The sequence below is a fragment of the Lysinibacillus sp. NPDC048646 genome, assembly GCF_050272295.1.
Classification (GTDB): Bacteria; Bacillota; Bacilli; order Bacillales_A; family Planococcaceae; genus Lysinibacillus.
Window position 1 is genome coordinate 99,381 of sequence record NZ_JBNNLZ010000013.1, and the last position, 16,508, is coordinate 115,888.

10 protein-coding genes are annotated in these 16,508 nt (G+C 38.8%); 4 read left to right on the forward strand and 6 right to left on the reverse strand.

What is annotated here, in order from left to right; translation table 11 throughout:
- Positions 1 to 17: 17 nt before the first annotated feature.
- A complete protein-coding gene (locus tag ACQKII_RS14890; protein WP_427460508.1) occupies positions 18 to 245 on the reverse strand; it encodes a hypothetical protein in 228 nt (75 codons plus the stop codon).
- Positions 246 to 415: 170 nt separating this feature from the next.
- Between ACQKII_RS14890 and ACQKII_RS14895 the strand changes: the two genes are divergently transcribed.
- On the forward strand, positions 416 to 1,420 hold the full coding sequence (locus tag ACQKII_RS14895; RefSeq protein WP_427460510.1) for an acyltransferase family protein: 1,005 nt from the start codon (positions 416 to 418) through the stop codon (positions 1,418 to 1,420).
- Here ACQKII_RS14895 and ACQKII_RS14900 read toward each other — a convergent pair.
- From ACQKII_RS14900 to ACQKII_RS14910, 3 genes are all read right to left on the reverse strand, one after another.
- On the reverse strand, positions 1,415 to 1,699 hold the full coding sequence (locus tag ACQKII_RS14900; RefSeq protein ID WP_427460512.1) for a hypothetical protein: 285 nt from the start codon (positions 1,697 to 1,699) through the stop codon (positions 1,415 to 1,417). The genes ACQKII_RS14895 and ACQKII_RS14900 overlap by 6 nt on opposite strands.
- 70 nt (positions 1,700 to 1,769) lie before the next feature.
- The gene (locus tag ACQKII_RS14905) at positions 1,770 to 2,951 is read right to left on the reverse strand and encodes a DHHW family protein (protein WP_427460513.1); all 1,182 of its coding nucleotides are present in this window, start codon (positions 2,949 to 2,951) and stop codon (positions 1,770 to 1,772) included.
- 10 nt (positions 2,952 to 2,961) lie between these two features.
- Positions 2,962 to 4,386, reverse strand: a complete 1,425-nt coding sequence (locus tag ACQKII_RS14910; protein ID WP_427460514.1) for an MBOAT family O-acyltransferase — start codon at positions 4,384 to 4,386, stop codon at positions 2,962 to 2,964.
- Between the two features lie 731 nt (positions 4,387 to 5,117).
- On the opposite strand from ACQKII_RS14910, the gene ACQKII_RS14915 reads away from it, so the two are divergent.
- Both ACQKII_RS14915 and ACQKII_RS14920 read left to right on the forward strand, forming a co-directional pair.
- Positions 5,118 to 8,276 carry an S-layer homology domain-containing protein gene (locus tag ACQKII_RS14915; RefSeq protein WP_427460515.1) on the forward strand — a complete coding sequence of 1,053 codons (3,159 nt, stop codon included), beginning with the start codon at positions 5,118 to 5,120 and terminating at the stop codon, positions 8,274 to 8,276.
- A 192-nt stretch (positions 8,277 to 8,468) separates the two neighbouring features.
- Complete coding sequence (locus ACQKII_RS14920) at positions 8,469 to 9,965, forward strand: S-layer homology domain-containing protein (RefSeq protein ID WP_427460516.1); 1,497 nt, start codon at positions 8,469 to 8,471, stop codon at positions 9,963 to 9,965.
- A 209-nt stretch (positions 9,966 to 10,174) separates the two neighbouring features.
- On the opposite strand, the gene ACQKII_RS14925 is transcribed toward ACQKII_RS14920, so the two are convergent.
- Together ACQKII_RS14925 and ACQKII_RS14930 are read right to left on the reverse strand one after the other, a co-directional pair.
- Positions 10,175 to 11,434 carry an HlyD family secretion protein gene (locus tag ACQKII_RS14925; RefSeq protein ID WP_427460517.1) on the reverse strand — a complete coding sequence of 420 codons (1,260 nt, stop codon included), beginning with the start codon at positions 11,432 to 11,434 and terminating at the stop codon, positions 10,175 to 10,177.
- Positions 11,431 to 12,108, reverse strand: coding sequence for a hypothetical protein (locus ACQKII_RS14930; RefSeq protein WP_427460519.1), 678 nt, complete (start codon positions 12,106 to 12,108; stop codon positions 11,431 to 11,433). The genes ACQKII_RS14925 and ACQKII_RS14930 overlap by 4 nt, the downstream gene beginning before the upstream one ends.
- A gap of 413 nt (positions 12,109 to 12,521) precedes the next feature.
- Between ACQKII_RS14930 and ACQKII_RS14935 the strand changes: the two genes are divergently transcribed.
- Positions 12,522 to 16,499 carry a cell wall-binding protein gene (locus tag ACQKII_RS14935; protein WP_427460521.1) on the forward strand — a complete coding sequence of 1,326 codons (3,978 nt, stop codon included), beginning with the start codon at positions 12,522 to 12,524 and terminating at the stop codon, positions 16,497 to 16,499.
- Positions 16,500 to 16,508: the final 9 nt, after the last annotated feature.

A 16,508-nucleotide genomic window follows, 5' to 3' on the forward strand; every position in this document is an offset into this window, starting at 1 on the left:
TAGAAGAGGGCGTTTTCTTATTGTATTCTTTTTAATTCTGCTTCATGTTGAATAGAGCGAGCTGATAGTAATTCGATAATGCGATGTTGGCTTTCTTGGATGGCTTCTAGTCGATTTACTTTTTCATTTGTTTCTAAAACAGCTTGTTTGATTTGTTGCTGTTCTATTTCTAGTGATTCAAGACGATTTTCGATTGAATCAAGACGTTGATTAATTTGCTTAAGTTCATTTAAAACCTTCTCCATTAATTTCAATACTCCCTTCTCCTTAGGGTATCTATTATTAAAATATTTCTCTTAAATTTTAATCACTTTCATTATAGCATAGAAAACTAGCTTACAAGTATCGCCATTGCATTCATCGACAAAATATGACATGCTTACTAGAGAGAAAAAAGTACTAGGAGAATGTTGTCGTGATTAAAGAGTGGGATTACCTACGTGTGGTGGCGTGTTTATCCATTTTACTATTGCACACGTCTTCGTGGGTTATTATGGAAGTTGGTGTAGAGCCGGAGCAGACGTTTTATTTGTTTTTGCGCATTGCGCTGTGCTATGCAACGCCAACGTTTATTGTGTTGTCGATTTTAATATTGGCGAACCGTTATCGTGAGCAAATACCGACTAACTTTTGGTCGAGTAGAATTCAGTATATTTTTGTGCCTTTTTTAGTGTGGGCGTTTATAGATGCGTCCCTTGTGGAGTCGATTTATCGTAAGGGCTTGTTGTGGGAAAAGTATGTGAACAATGTGGTTTATGGGGAGTTTGTTGGCTGGTTTGTGGTTGTGATTATGCAGCTGTATGTGGTGTTTGCGCTGATGAAGCGATTTAAGTGGTCGTTAGCATGGTTTTTACCATTATGTGTACTGATTACGCTTATCCATCATACGGTTATTTTATTGCCATACCCAATTTTTGAAGACAATGCCATGGTGCTTCGATTATTGTTTACAGGTTGGCTTGGTTATTTTGCAGTGGCCTATGCAATAGGAATGTATTATTCGCAAATTGCGGAGTTGGCAAAGAAGTATCGTGGTGCGACGATCGTGTTGCTACTGTTAGCTGCTGCATTTTTGTACATGCGTTTACTACTTGGATACACGGAGGTGCATTCGAGACGACTCGATTTGGTGCCATTAGTAGTGAGTATTGTGCTGTTTGTGATTGCTTGGGGGCAGTCGTTGCCGCATACGAAAGTCGTTCGCATCATTAGTCAATATGCATTTATGATTTATCTCATGCATTGGGAGGTTCTGCGCCTATCGACAGGATGGTTTGTAGCGCATTTTGATAGTACACTTGTCCGCGTGCCATTGTTAATGCTGTGGACGTTAGTCGTTTGCATCTTGTTGACGAAGTTGATTTCATTGTTACCATTCAGTCAATGGATTGTCGGGAAAATAAGGAAGCGTGTCTCATAAAATGAAAAAGCAGTGATTTCTCAGTTGATAGAAATCACTGCTTTTTTGTGTGTAGATGAAAATCGCCGCAAGAAGGGCAGTTAACGCCGGTAAAACAGTCTGAATCGCCGCAAGAAGAGCAGTTAACGCCGGTAAAACAGTCTGAATCGCCGCAAGAAGAGCAGTTAACGCCGGTAAAACAGTCTGAATCGCCGCAAGAAGGGCAGTTAACGCCGGTAAAACAGTCTGAATCGCCGCAAGAAGGGCAGTTAACGCCGGTAAAACAGTCTGAATCGCCACTAGAAGAGCGTTATCGCGGATAAAACCATTACTATCGTTAATAGAAGTGCGACTTCCACTTACAGTACAATCACTCTGGCATCAACTTTAGATTTCGATCATTGTAGGCAAGCACGACATAGTCTGACTGCATGCTTTGTAAATAAGAAATCACATCTTTTTCTAGATAACGTAAGTCTAAAATCGTCACTGTTTTAAAGTGACTCGCTACATGAAATTGAATGGTGTTAAAGTAAGAATCCTTGATGACTACAAGATGTTTGTTACTATCATAGTTTTCGTTTACAATCGTGAGTTCGGCAAAGTCCCGACTATAGGCGTCTGCATAATTCACTAACGCGTCTGGGCTCATTTGCTTGGCACGACCGTACACTGCCTCGTACGGAGCAGTGATGCCTTCTGCCATTGTCCCGTCGTAAATGGTGAACTGTGTCGCAAACGATGCGGGCTCGTTGTAGCAAATCTGTTCATTGTTATCGACAGTCATATACAGGATTTTATTCCAAGAGCCGGCGAACTGATTTGGTAAGCAAAATGTATTGGCTTCATCGAATGGAATAGGCGTGATTGTTTCACCAAGTCGCTCGCTTACTGTTTTTAACAGTGCCTCATAACCTGAGTAGGCACCGCGCATTGTCCAGTGATGATCCGTTTTAAAGAAGTTTCGTGCTGCAGAAAATTCTTCCTTCATTTCATCATAGAGACGTACATTGTCTACGCCGGCAGCTGTAACAAGTTCATGTAGTTTTGTATTGTTGGCAATACCTGCATCGTCGGGCATATAGCTTGGACTTGGTTCGCGTGAGTAGGTCGCCTTAGCAGGTAGTGAATAAAACGTGAAAGGTATGTTTTTTGCAGCTAACCCTTCGCTTAATTTCTGTAAATCTGTCGCAAAGGAGGCAAGCTCCTCTTCAGGTTTTAATGCGGCTGGCTTAGAAATAATCCAACCACTTTCATCATCAACTGCATACTTATCGTTTAAATATGTTTTGCCCATGGCACGTTGGAAGAAGACGTAGTCGCGCATCCATGTATCACGTGCAGGGAATTGATCGGAAATATAGGATTCTACCTGTTTTGACCATTTCCCTGAAAAGATTTCCTGAGGGCTTGGAGAAATATTTGCTGATTCTAACGGACGGTTCTCCATTTCTGATTGCGGGCGATCCACCGTTAACACATGCACGACAAAGCCACCGAAAATGATGCAGAAAAAGGTTATTGGTAAAAGGTACGTTTGAATTTTTCGCATGATGTCCCACCTAGAATCTAAAGTAAATGAATGGATTATGGGTTGCGTTCACTAAAAACATTGTGATAAATAGTAACAGCGCGCCATAGTAAATCGTTTGCGTAAGGCGTAATCCCCAGTCGAAAGAAAGGGAAGTGGCAGCCTTTTGTTCACTCCAATGTTGATAAAGTCGGTAAATTGGCATCGCAAAAATAATGGCCACAATAAAGTAAATAGCATAATCTTTTGCCAGTAAAATGGTTTCATAATTATAAAGCGGTACATCCGATAGCCCAAACATCGTTTTGATAAATGTGAAAGCATATGTAAAGTCATTCGCTCTAAAGAATACCCAACCAATCATAACGATAATGAGTATGTATAGATGTCGCAATAAGCGTGGAATTCGTTCCAACCATTTTAACAGCACCCATTTTTCAAGGCAGATTAATATGCCGTAATAAAAGCCCCATGCCATAAAGGTCCAGCTTGCTCCGTGCCAAAAGCCTGTTAACGTCCAGACGATAAGCAAGTTTCGATAGAGCTTCCATTCATGACTAACGCGACTGCCACCGAGTGGGAAGTAGACGTAATCTCTAAACCAGCTGCTGAGTGAAATATGCCAGCGACGCCAAAAGTCTGTTACAGATTGCGCAATGTATGGATAGTTGAAGTTTTCTTCAAACTTAAAGCCAAAAATACGTGCTAAACCAATGGCCATATCACTATAGCCTGAGAAGTCAAAATAAATTTGCAGGGAGTACGCTAAAATCCCTATCCAAGCAGTTCCTGTTGTTAAGTCACCGCCCGATATGCTAAAGACATGGTCGGCTACTTCGCCCATTGGATTGGCGATCAGCACTTTTTTCGCTAAACCTTGCACGAAACGGCGTGCACCAATCATCCAATCCTCTGCTGTGGAAAGACGCTTTTTAATCTGTTCGGCTACCGTTTGATAACGAACGATGGGCCCAGCCACAAGCTGTGGAAATAGTGTAATAAAAAGTGATAAGTCTAAAAAATTGCGTTGTGCTTTTACATCCTTACGATAGACATCGATAACATAGCTCAGTGCCTGGAATGTGTAAAATGAAATACCGATTGGTAGCGGTACGGCTTGCCATTCAATTGGCTGCTCCAAGTAATTATTGAGGATGTCGATAAAAAAGCCAGCATATTTGTAATAGCCTAAGATTGCTAAATTACTAACAATGACTAACCAAAGTAACGTTTTTCGTTTGGATTGAGAGACTGTATTTTCTATGACAATCCCGAGTACATAGTTGAGCAAAATTGAAAGCATCATTAACAGTACATATTTTGGTTCGCCCCATGCATAAAAGAACAAGCTGGCTAACAATAAAATCGTGTTACGTAGCATCTTTGGAGAGATGAAGTACACAATGAGCACTAATGGCAAAAAGACATATAAAAAAATAAGGCTACTAAAAACCATTCCTTCAAATCCCCATCCCTATTAAATTAAAAAACAAATTGTTGTTATTGCTGATAGTAAGTATGCTTAGAACCGTTGTAATCGCTGGTAGGATTATGAAAATCGCCGATAAAACCACGACAATCGCTGATAGAATTCCCAATATAGCTGATAGACTCCGGATAATCGCCGGTAGAACCCCGATAATCGCCGATAACATCAACAAAATCGCCGGTAGAACCCTGATAATCGCCGATAACATCAACAAAATCGCCAGTAGACTCCGGATAATCGCCGGTAGAATCCCGATAATCGCTGATTGAACCCTGAAAATTGTTAATAGCACATGATTTCTACTAGCTAGATTGCCAATTTCCGGAATACTAAGCTAATATCTAAAGGTAATTCATGAATAAATTACCTATCTTATTGTAACGTAAATTCACTATTTGTTCACTAATTGATTGTCCAGTGAATTTTTTTTCGAAGAGACTAAAAAAACTTTATTGGTCATATAGGAGGATATTTCATTGTAATATATGTGAAATATGTATTGTTTGTTGGAAAAATAACAAGAATGCATTGTGCATATGCACATATTATAAATCCAAAATGAGGGTACAAACCCTTTAAAAATCTATATTTACCACATCTTTCATTCCATATATTGCACTTTGAAATGTGCGTTCTTCTACTCTTATAATAGAGTCGTAGTCACAGAAGTGGCTAATTTATCTAGGAGGTATTTGCACATGAAACAAAAATATAGTAAATGGGTTGTCGGCGCAGCATCAGCGGCCCTAGTAGCATCAGCAATCGTACCAGTAGCAAGCGCAGCAAGCTTTTCTGATATTGAAAACAATGACCATAAGGATGCAATTTTAGCATTAGCAGAAGCTGGAATCGTAGGTGGATACCCAGACGGTACGTTCAAACCTAACGCAGTTGTTACTCGCGGCAATGTAACGAAATTCTTAGGAAAATGGTTAGTATCTGAAGACTACGAAATTCCTGCAGACTATGCAACAGAAGCTCGTTTCACTGACTTACCAACAACAGCACCAGACAAAGAGTTATTACAATATGCAGCACTTGTGAAAGATGCAGGCGTTTTCAAAGGCTCTAACAACAAATTAATGCATACAAATAACATGTCTCGTGAACAAATGGCAGTTGTTTTAGTACGTGCCATTAAAACTGTTTACAACGTAGATTTAGTAGCAGATTACAAAGAATCAGATTTCAAATCTACAATCACTGATTTAGGGAATGCTACAGCTGAAGAAAACCGTGAAGCAATCATCGCGTTAGAGTATGCAGGACTTACAAACGTAAAAGAGTTCAATCCTAAAAATTCTTTAACACGTGGTCAATTCGCATCATTCTTACACCGTACAATTACAAACCTTGCTGAAGAAACTTTATCTGTGAAAGCAGTAACAGTTGTAGATGCAACAACATTAGAAGTAACTTTATCTGATGATACAAAACATACGGTAACATTAGAAACTGCTCTTCCAGAAAACAAAGAAACTAAAGTAGACTTCGTTATCGATGGTAATCCTTATTCAGCTGTGGTTACATATGAGGTAGCTGAGTTAAAAGTAAAATCTGTTGATGCAGTTAATGCAAAAACTTTAGCCGTAACATTCAATAAAGCTGTTGACACTGAAAAAGCTAAATTTGAACTTAAAAAAGATGGCTTTAAATCAAACTTCTCTTCAGTTACTTGGAACGAAGATAAAACAGTTGCAACAATCGAATTAACAAGCAAAATCACTAAAGGTGAATTTACAGTGAGTGTTACTGGTCTTTCAGATGAAGCAGTAACTGGTTCTGTGAAAACAGAAGACGAAAAAGTAGCTGGTATTGAAATTCTTGGGGAAGTAGCTCCTTCAACTGGTGCGACAACTGCAACAATTGGTTACCACGTTACAAACCAATACGGTGAAGATATCACGAAATTAAATTCTTCATCGTTAACTCTTTCTGCAGCAGGTGCTGATTCAGCAGTAGCAAACGCAGACGGTTCAATCACAATCACTAAAGCTGCTGGTCTTAAAGAAGACGACAAAGTTGTACTTACAGTGATCCATGGTTCAACTGCAACAACAACTACAAAAACAGTAACTGTTTCAGCTAAAACTGTTGTTTCTGAAGCAACTATTGGTACGCTTTACAACAAAGATGGCAAAACTTTAACTGAAGATGCTGATTTAGCAAAAGACAAATTCTATCTTCCTGTTACTGTGAAAGACCAATACGGTAAAGAAATTACTGATTTAAACCGTTTAAATGGTGCCAACGCTGAGGTTCTTGTGACAAACACAAACCAAGCTGTTACAACATTTGGTGCGTTTGAAAAACAAACAATCGACGGTAAAGATGTAATCGTTCTTCCTGTTGCTAGCATTGTAGCTGCAGGTGACACAAACGTAATTGTAATCGCTAAAGCTACAGGTAAAAATGCACAAGCAGCAGTAAAAGTTGCTGAAGGTGTACGCGCTGATTCAGTTACATTAGGAGCACCAACAAAAGTTGTTACTGCTGGAGCGGATATCTTATTCCCATTATCTGTATTAGATAAACAAGGTAATGCGATTAAAGAAACGGTTGCTTTAAACGGTTCTAAAGGTATCACTATTACAGGTGGTACATTATTCGAAAAAGACGGCGAACTTTTTGCTAAAGTAGCTGCTGGTAGCGTAGTAGAAAACACACCAGTAACAGTGGTTGTTACTTCTTCAACTGGTAAAGTTGCTACTCAAACAGTTATCCCTAAAGCAGCAACTGCACCAAAAGTAATCACTGGCTTAGATAGCAAAGTAAGCACTTCTATCCGTGAATTAACTGGCGCTAAAGTTGACATTACAGCAAAAGACATCGTAGTTGAAGACCAATTCGGTCAAGTAATCTCTACTGATGAACTTCTTGCGAAACTTGCAACTGCTGATTACACAATCCAACCATTCACAGATGCTGATGCACCATTTACTGTAACTGGTGAAATCAAAGATGCTGCTACGAACAAAATCACAGTAACTTACAAAGCTGGAGCAACAAAAACAGCTGCTAATGTTACGTTCAAACTTGTAAAAATCTCTGACAGCACGGCTGTAGAAGCAAGCTCTTATTCTAAACAATTCTCAGTTGTGAAAGATAGCTCTTTTGCTTCTTATAAAGTAGAAGATATCAAACCTATCTATGTAACTGGTGATAATACAGCTGGTTATGCAATCCCTGCTGGTTATGGCAAAGACATCGTTGTGAAAGCAGTAACAGGTAACGGCGGAGAAGTTACTCTTGCAGCAGGTACTGATTACACTGTTAAATCTACAGTTCTTTCAAACGTTGCAGATGGTGATATTACTACAACTGATGCAGCAAATGTTGATTTTGATAAAGATGCAAAAACTGCAACTGCAAAAGTAACGATTACAATCAATGCTACTGGTGAAGAAATCGTTAAAGATGTAACATTCTCTAACGTTGCTCCAACAGTAGAAAAAGTAGCTGTTGTTGAAAACAATAAAGCTGCTGCATACATTGCAGGCGAAACAGTTAACTTTGTAACGACAAGCTCATACAATGTTGCTTCTAACTACAACCTAGATGCATTCTTCCAATTAGCTGATGTAGTTGTTACTGACCAATACGGTGTAATGGCAACAGTTGCTGAAGCTGATGATGCTGGAAATAGCGAAGTTAAAGGTCAAGCGAAATTTAACGGAGTTGCAACAGCTACTACAACATTAACATTATCTAAACTTTCTGGTGATGTTGTATTCAGCGCAAATGGTACAACTGCTACAACTGCAACAGGTAAAGCAAACGATGTATTTAATGCTCGTGTAAACATCGGTGGTCAAAGTGCAACACCTGTAAAAGTTACAGCAAAAGTTGACTTTTAATCTCTGATTTAAACATGATTTTATAAGTTATTTAGACAGTGGAAAGTTCGATGTAATCGAACTCTCCACTGTTTTTTGTTGTGCAAGTATGAGTGCAAAAAAATATGTTTTCTCTGGAAAATCCTGAATCTTTTGGTACTGTTTGCGTATTATTATAGTATGATGGATAAAAAGGGTTGAGGGGTTGAGAAAGTGAAGAAACATACACTGTTTCAAGGTGCATTAATTGCCGCGCTAGCGACGAGTGCCATTGTAGTAGTGCCGACTGCACAGGCTGCAGAAGGTTTTAGTGATGTTGATTTTTCAAAGGAATATGGTACTGCAGTGAAGGATTTAGCTGAACGTGGTATTATCAATGGCTATGCAGATGGCACATTTAAGCCATTCGCTGATGTTACACGAGGACAAGCAGCAAAAATCTTGGTAGGTTTATTGAACTTAGATACAACAAAAGTGGAAGATCCTAAATTCACCGATTTGAAGCCGAATGATGAATATTACGGAGCGATTGCAGCCCTTTATAATGAAGGAATAACGTCAGGCTTTGCGGATGGCAGCTTTGGTGTCAATCGTCCTATCACACGTGAACAGATGGCAAGCATGCTCACGAAAGCTTATCAATTAGATAATTACGGATACGAACAGACATTACCGTTCACCGATGTGGTTAAATTTTCAGAGGCTTACTATGCAGTGGGTCCTTTATATGAGCATAATATTACGAATGGTGTCACAGATACGACATTTGGTTTAAAAGAAACGGTGAAACGTTCTCAGCTGGCCTTATTTATAAAGCGTATTGAGGCAATGCAAGCTAATCGTGTCTTCCAAGAATTTAAAACACAAGACTTTGGAGCCGATTATCTCGAAGCGTTCTCTTACAATAATTGGACGGAAGATGAAGAGCAGGAATTTTTCCGTATTTATTCTATGAATGATGGTGTGAAATTTGAGGCGTTAAGTGAGGGTTCTGGTTACTTTGTACTGACAGGCTATACAATCGATGACGAAGGAAACTATGAAGTAGTCGAATCTCAAAAGTATAAGATTGTGATTACAGAAGTAGATGGGAAGTTACAAATGACTTGCCAGCAAACCGATGAGATAGCACCGAGCACATCGCTGTTTTTTGAAGAAGATTTAGGTTTTAATCCAAAGCATATCAAGTTAACAACTGCAGCCGGTCACGCAGTGAGTGAAAAAGTTTATGCTTATCAGCCATTTAATTTTGATGGTTGGGATGAAGAAAGTATTCCAAAAGGGGCAAGCTACGCACTGAAGTTAATGCAGGCTGGTGATTACATTGCTACATTCTCTGATGATGCTGGCAAATCTGTACGCGTAGGCATTCATGCCGAAACAGACGGCTATGATTTATATACATCACATGCAGTAGAGAAAAGTAGTGTATTCATTCCGACGAGTGAAGTGGGCTTTGCTGTCACTGATTTTAAAATTGAGCAATACACGGGTGCGGTTCATGATCATAAAATCATTGATGTTACATTGTCACCAGAGGGTGTAACCGTAAGCAGAGCAGGAAAAGGAGATGCAATTTTTGCTATTCGTCTAATTGGAGCAAAAGGGGAAAAGCTATACATGCACGGCATGATCTACGAGTTAAGTGGCGTAACGTCGATGTACTATGAGCTGTCTACAGAGAAGGAAATGAATGGGTCATTCAGATAATTAATAGAGAAAATCGCCGGTAAACCGTGGAAAATCGCTGATAGACTACCGAGTATCGCCGGTAAACCGTGGAAAATCGCTGATAGACTACCGAGTATCGCCGGTAAACCGTGGAAAATCGCTGATAGCATACTTAAATATCGCAACTAAAAATCCGAGATAATTAGAATAATCGAAAACCTCCCCAAGCGCGGGGAGGTTTTCATGTTTTAAAAGACGATATATTTTACATAGTCTTTCCAGTCAATTTCTTTGAAATGTTGCCATTCAATTTTTTTAAGGGGCATGGAACGGAACGAGCGCGCTAATATATTGCGTTGTTCATTTGTTATGATGGGTGTCCCTTCATCCATGTAGCCAGTAAAGATAGTGGCGTTTGCTGTCTTGAATGCAACATCAATGTTCTCAAGACGAATTTTGCCGTCTTCCCCGATAATATAAACACTGTGTACATCTTTTTTTGCAGTTTTTACCCAAGTGGATTTCACCTTATATGCATCGAATGCTTCATTGACGACAATGGAAGCTTTGCCGATGGTTGAGAAGGGAATGTCTTCTAGGAAATCATCCTGCTGTAGTGTGACTTGATAGTTTGAGGGCTTTGGTAGCTTAACTGTTTTAGCTAACTCATTTGCCCATGTAGATTCATTGTTTGTTGCAATCATTTGTTTTTCAAGTACGATACCCGATAGTTTGGCTTCAAAATGCTGTAAGTCAAATTTAACGGTTTGTCCAGCCATGACCTGTTGCCATTCGTCCTCTGATAAATAGGCTAACATGGCTTTTTCTGAAGAATAAATTTCAAAAGTCACTGAGCCAGCTTCTTCTGTTATTTTGGAGATAACACCGTCCACTGGGCTAATCACACCTTGTCGTGCCTGAATTTGGGTAATTTGAGCATCCATTAGCGCTACTTGACGAGTCGCCTCAGCAATATGACGATTTAAAATTGCGACAGCTGTTGATGGAGAATTTTGCTGGGCCAATTCTAATTTGACATTGACATTCAATTTATCACTAATCTGATCGGTATTGATAGAGCTTTTTGGATCAGAAGCTCTACCGAATTCGGATTCTATTTGAGCTAATGCGGATTCTAAATCGCTTAGTTCCGCCTCATAAGCAGAGCGCTCAGCCTCGAGCTTCGTCAATTCATCATCGATTTCCTCGGTCTTATAGGTAGCCAGTACATCTGTTGCGTGTATTTCTTGTCCACGTTTTACGTTTACGGCTGATAGGCTCTTCGCTTCTGCAGCAATTGTGTAGGTTTCTGCTGGCGCTACTATAGCATCCTTTTTGACAGTTTCTACACGGTCGCCTGTAGTGGCTCTTTGAAATTCATCGATAAAGTACGAACGTGCCACTTTGCTATCAGCCTTGAAAACAAAATACGCATTTACGCCAATTAATAGCGCAATGACAATGATACTCAAGCTTGTCCAAGGTCTGGATTTAATAAAACGCATCATCCTAACCCCCTTGTAAACCATTCCTGTAGTGGTAAAACGCTAATCATTCCGACGAATACGGCCATTAACACTTGTATTACGATAATTTTCGCTATTAAAGCTTTACGGTCTGAAGTTTCTTCCCATTTAGAAAGAAATGTGAATTGTACAATAATCGTTAGAACAGTTACGACTGTCAACTGATTGATGGCAAATAATACAACATCTGTATCCATGAATTGTTGTGCAATTGGTGCTAGTGAAAAGAAGGAGAATGTTGTAGAGTATCCAACTCCGTAGAACACAGCAAATAAAATGGCCTTTTCAATAAGTAAAAATACCATTACATAAAGTTGTACTTTTTGAATCCATTTGTAAGGGATATCCGTTAATAGATATAACATGTATGTAACGCCGTAATATTGGAAGCAATAATACAGGATTCCCCAGGCAACAGCACCTACCATTGATAGAAGTCGAGCTGTGTAATATTCATCCTGATTATTCATGGCAAATAAAGTGGTTAAGCTTTCTGTACCCATGCCCCAAAATTCTCTTACGGCAAATAGAAGGATAAAGAGCATAAAAACGGTTAATGATCGTTTTTTATATCCTCGTATTTCGCCTCCCTCGACTGCTTGTGTAAAGTTAACGGGATGCGTTAAGCTATGCCAAAACTTATAGTGATAAAACATATATAGCTCCCTTTCTAGTAAATTGCATATTAAAGATGTAGTATACACCTAGTTACTGGAAAATAATATAGTATAATTGCTGACTTTTTAAAGTAAATCCCTCGATAAAGTGCATCTTTAATGAGGCGCTTAAGAGGTTCCTACCTCTACTTGCACATTCTGCTTTCTTGAGTGTTTTCAACATCAAAAGATCGGGATACATGCACATAAAACAATTATATAGTATCCGAACGATAACTTCCTATAAAAAGCCTATTCCATCTAAAAATAGCAATTATCTGTAAGTTAGTAAAGGTTGTAAGTAAGTTTAAGAGAATAGCTTGAAATCAAGTAAATAGCACCGATACTAAAGTAAGTACATTCAAATAAATGATACATATTTATATTCCTATATATAACGAAAATAAGAAAGGGTGGACATATTGAAAAAACCATTAAAAGTGGGCGTTTTAACAAGTCTATTACTAGCACCGGCAGCGCTTGCCAACGCTCAAGAAGTTGCTACGCAATCCCATGCAACACAAGCGGCGCAAGTTGCCTATAGCAATGCTGTAGCGGCAGTCGAAACGAAAGAACAGCTACAAACGATGTATAAAAACTTAACAGATAAATCTTCATTGGATGATATCACAATCGCAGAGAGTCGTTTTACGGGATTGGGAGCTGCTGGTTTTGATGCCAATGAGATAACTTTCATTAAAGCAAAGGTAGCCTATGTACGAGCACAAAAAACATTGCTAACTGAAATCAACCAACTAGGTAGTAAAATAACTAAGTTAACGTATACAAGTAGTTCCCTTATACAAGATGTGGAAACAGCAAATAAAGAATACGAAGATTTTATGGACGTTACGATAGAAAAATCATATGCAAAGGTTCAACAGACATTTAAAGGAGCTGTGGAAGCTGCACCTCCAACGGCAGTTGCGTCTATGTTGGGACTAGCCGTTCAATATGGCCATGACGAAGCAGCAAGAAAGGCTTATTTCAAAACAAATGGTGCAGACCTTGATAAGCTTGCGACGATGTCGACTGCTGTAGAGGCTGTAGAAAATACTATTAAACAATTAGATGACTTGATGATTAAATTAGCAGAAAATACGCCAAACTATACAGCCATTAAAGGGAATGCGGCTGATGTGACAACCGCTTATAACGCTCTGTCAGCAGATAATAAAAAGATTGCCATCGCTTATATCCCTGAGGGCAAAACGGTTGCACCATATAAAATTTATACAGAAACATTAGCTAATATAAATGCTGCTAAAAAAGTTGAGGATAGTATTTCGCAACTACAGGCAAAGACTCCAGCTAGCTTTGATAAAGCCTCAACATATATTAGTGCGGTAACGGCTATTGAAACTGCTCATAGCAAATTAAGTGCAGATGCTAAAAATTTTGTAACGAATTATCCTGATTTTGCATCTTATCAAGCTGCTGCTGATTTTTCAAAACAGATTACTGCACTTAGCATCTCAAGTAGCGAAGCCTATCGTACAACAGTAGCGAATCTCATGACGAACTACGATACTTTGGATAAGAAACTATTCGTGAAAAATGCAGCTGATTTAATTGCTGCTCAAGAGGAGATTCAAGCGGCACAAGCGATTGAAACGCTTATTAAGGAAATCGCTAATGCAACACAAGCAGAGCAATTTGCAAAAATTACTGCTGCGCGTGCAGCGTACAATAATCCGTCCACTACTGTGAACATGACGAATGTCAAAAAAATCGTTAATAATTTATCGACGCTAACTGATTGGGAGAAAAAATATAGCGTCTCTATCGATGTCGATAAACTAATAGCGGCGATTGATCCTAAGGCCACTACGTTTGAGAGTAAAACACTAACGGCACAGGCAGCATTTGATAAACTAGCTGATACAGAAAAGGGGCTTGTACAGGATAAGGACAAACTGACCCTGTATTTTAAATATGCAAATTTATTGAATAAAGTAAATGCATTAAAGACAACAATGCCAGACTATAGCACCCAAGTCTTAACATTACAAACAGCGGTAACGGCATTAGATGCAACTGGAAATGCGGATGAAGCTGCACTTAATGCTATAAAGGATAAGTTAATTGAGAAATTAGCCACACTAGCGAACGAAGAAACAGCGTTAGCAGATGTGATTAGTAAAATTGGTGCATTAAGCAATTCACAAAATCAAGTTCAAGATATGCAAGAAGTACGCAAGTTATATGATGGCCTTACAGCAACAGCTAAGAAACGTGTTACAAACATTAAAATACTGACGGACTTAGAAAAAGCACATAAAGCAGTATTAAACGTAATTACCCTTGTCGAGAAGCTAGATCCAGCAGCTAAGGATTATACCAAAAAAGCAAAGGCTGCTAACACAGCTTACTTAAAGCTCGATGTGACAAAGCAGGCATATGTGAAAAACTATAAAAGCTTGAAAGACCAAGTGGATGCGATGAATGTCGTTTCACAAATTATGGCCTTAAACACTTCACAAAAAACGTATAATGAAACAGTCGCAACCTTGATACTGAGTTTTGATAAGTTATCTGATGAAGCAAAAAAACTTGTAACGAATTATCAGGATCTTGAAACAGCAAAAGGCTATATTGCCATAGCAAAAGGGTTTGATGATCGTGTACTTGCATTAACAAATGAGCCAGACACTACATTTGTAGCGAAGGTAGCGGCACTCACTGCTGAATATAAAACGATGGACAAAAATCCGAAAAAGTTAGTGACGCAATACAAAACATTATCGACATACGAGAAAAACAATGCCAATGTTGTGAAAGTGATTAATTTAATTGCAGCATTGAATCCAACGAATAAAGACTATACAAAAAAGGTTTTAGCAGCACGTAAAGCTTACAACGCATTAGATGTAGAATCTCAAAAACGAGTGACCAATTATGCACAGTTAACAACAGTCGAAGATGTTGCCACTTTAATTGGTTTAATTGAAACATTGAAACCTACAAGTAAGACATTCTTAAATGATTTAAAATCAGCGCGCACAAATTATGATGCGTTGCCACCAGAGAAGCAGAATGCTGTCATTAATTATGAAAAGCTTGTTACAGCTGAAACTGAACTCGTATCTGCCCATACGGTTATCACATTGATCGATGCGGCATTGCCTGAGGATGAGGGTTATTTAACAAAGCTGATGAACGCCCGAGTTGCTTACGATAAACTAACATCGGGGCAAAAGAAGCTTGTAACGAATATAAAGACATTGACGGACCGAGAAAAACAAGTGAAGCCAATTTTAACTGTCATGGTGCAAATTGATGGTTTAGAACCAGGTTTAAGTAATTTCGTCAGTAAGGTAAATACTGCACGCAAAGCGTACGATAAGTTAACAAAGGACCAGAAGAGTTACGTTCATAATATCGCTACGTTACAAAGCTATGAACCAACTGCCAAGGTCATTGAGTTGATTGGTAAGTTAAAATCGTCTAGCAAAACCTTCCATACAGATACAACACAAGCCCGCGCACTCTATGATGCATTAAGCAAGGACATGCAACAGTATGTCTCGAACTATCATTTATTACAGGCTGCTGAAACAAGTATTTTAGGTGCAGGCAATGTGCAACAAATGATTGATGAACTACCTTCAATTGAAGCGCATCAATATGTTAAACGTATTGAAGAAATTCGTGCGGCCTATAATGCACTACCAAAAGACCAGCAATCGGCTGTCGAAAATTATAAAACGTTACAAGAGCAAGAAAAAATTATTAAGCCTGTTATTAGCGTTGTGCAAGAGATTGACAAGCTTATGACATCTAAAAATATGGACAGTCAATATCAGAAGATTTTAAATGCTTATGATAAGCTTTCTGCAACTCAACGTAGATATGTCTATAATGAGCAACTACTCCTATCATTAGATAATGTCATTAAGGTTTATAAGAGCATTGCTGCACTAAAGCCAAGTGACAAAATGTATTTTGGAATGGTTGAGTCAGTGCGTAGAGACTACGATAGCTTAAGTACAACAGATAAGCAGAGGGTGTCTAATTATTCTATCTTGCTAGAGGCAGAGCAAAGCATGAGTGAAGTAAAAAAAGTTGTGGAGTTAATAGCGGGCCTATCTCCAACATCAAGCACATATATACAAGATGTAGCCAATGCGGTTGCTGCGTATAAGGCATTGGATTCGAAAGTCAGGGGACAAGTTCTAAACTATGACGCCTTGAAGAAAGCAGAAAAAGATATCGCCGCTGTTTTAAAAGTTGTCAATGCCATTGCTGAATTAGACCCGGACACAAAAACATTTGAAAAGAAAGTAATTGCTGCACAGAAACTGTATAGCGCACTTACGCTTGAACAACAGGATTTAGTATATAATTACCGTATTTTGCAAGATCACATAAATGCATTGGGATTAAACTAATTTGTGAAG

What these genes read in the sequence shown, in the direction of transcription:
- ACQKII_RS14890 (WP_427460508.1), bottom strand. Translation starts at nt 245, where the DNA reads ATGGAGAAGGTTTTAAATGAACTTAAGCAAATTAATCAACGTCTTGAT.
- ACQKII_RS14905 (WP_427460513.1), bottom strand. Translation starts at nt 2,951, where the DNA reads ATGCGAAAAATTCAAACGTACCTTTTACCAATAACCTTTTTCTGCATC.
- ACQKII_RS14910 (WP_427460514.1), bottom strand. Translation starts at nt 4,386, where the DNA reads ATGGTTTTTAGTAGCCTTATTTTTTTATATGTCTTTTTGCCATTAGTG.
- ACQKII_RS14915 (WP_427460515.1), top strand. Translation starts at nt 5,118, where the DNA reads ATGAAACAAAAATATAGTAAATGGGTTGTCGGCGCAGCATCAGCGGCC.
- ACQKII_RS14925 (WP_427460517.1), bottom strand. Translation starts at nt 11,434, where the DNA reads ATGATGCGTTTTATTAAATCCAGACCTTGGACAAGCTTGAGTATCATT.
- ACQKII_RS14930 (WP_427460519.1), bottom strand. Translation starts at nt 12,108, where the DNA reads ATGTTTTATCACTATAAGTTTTGGCATAGCTTAACGCATCCCGTTAAC.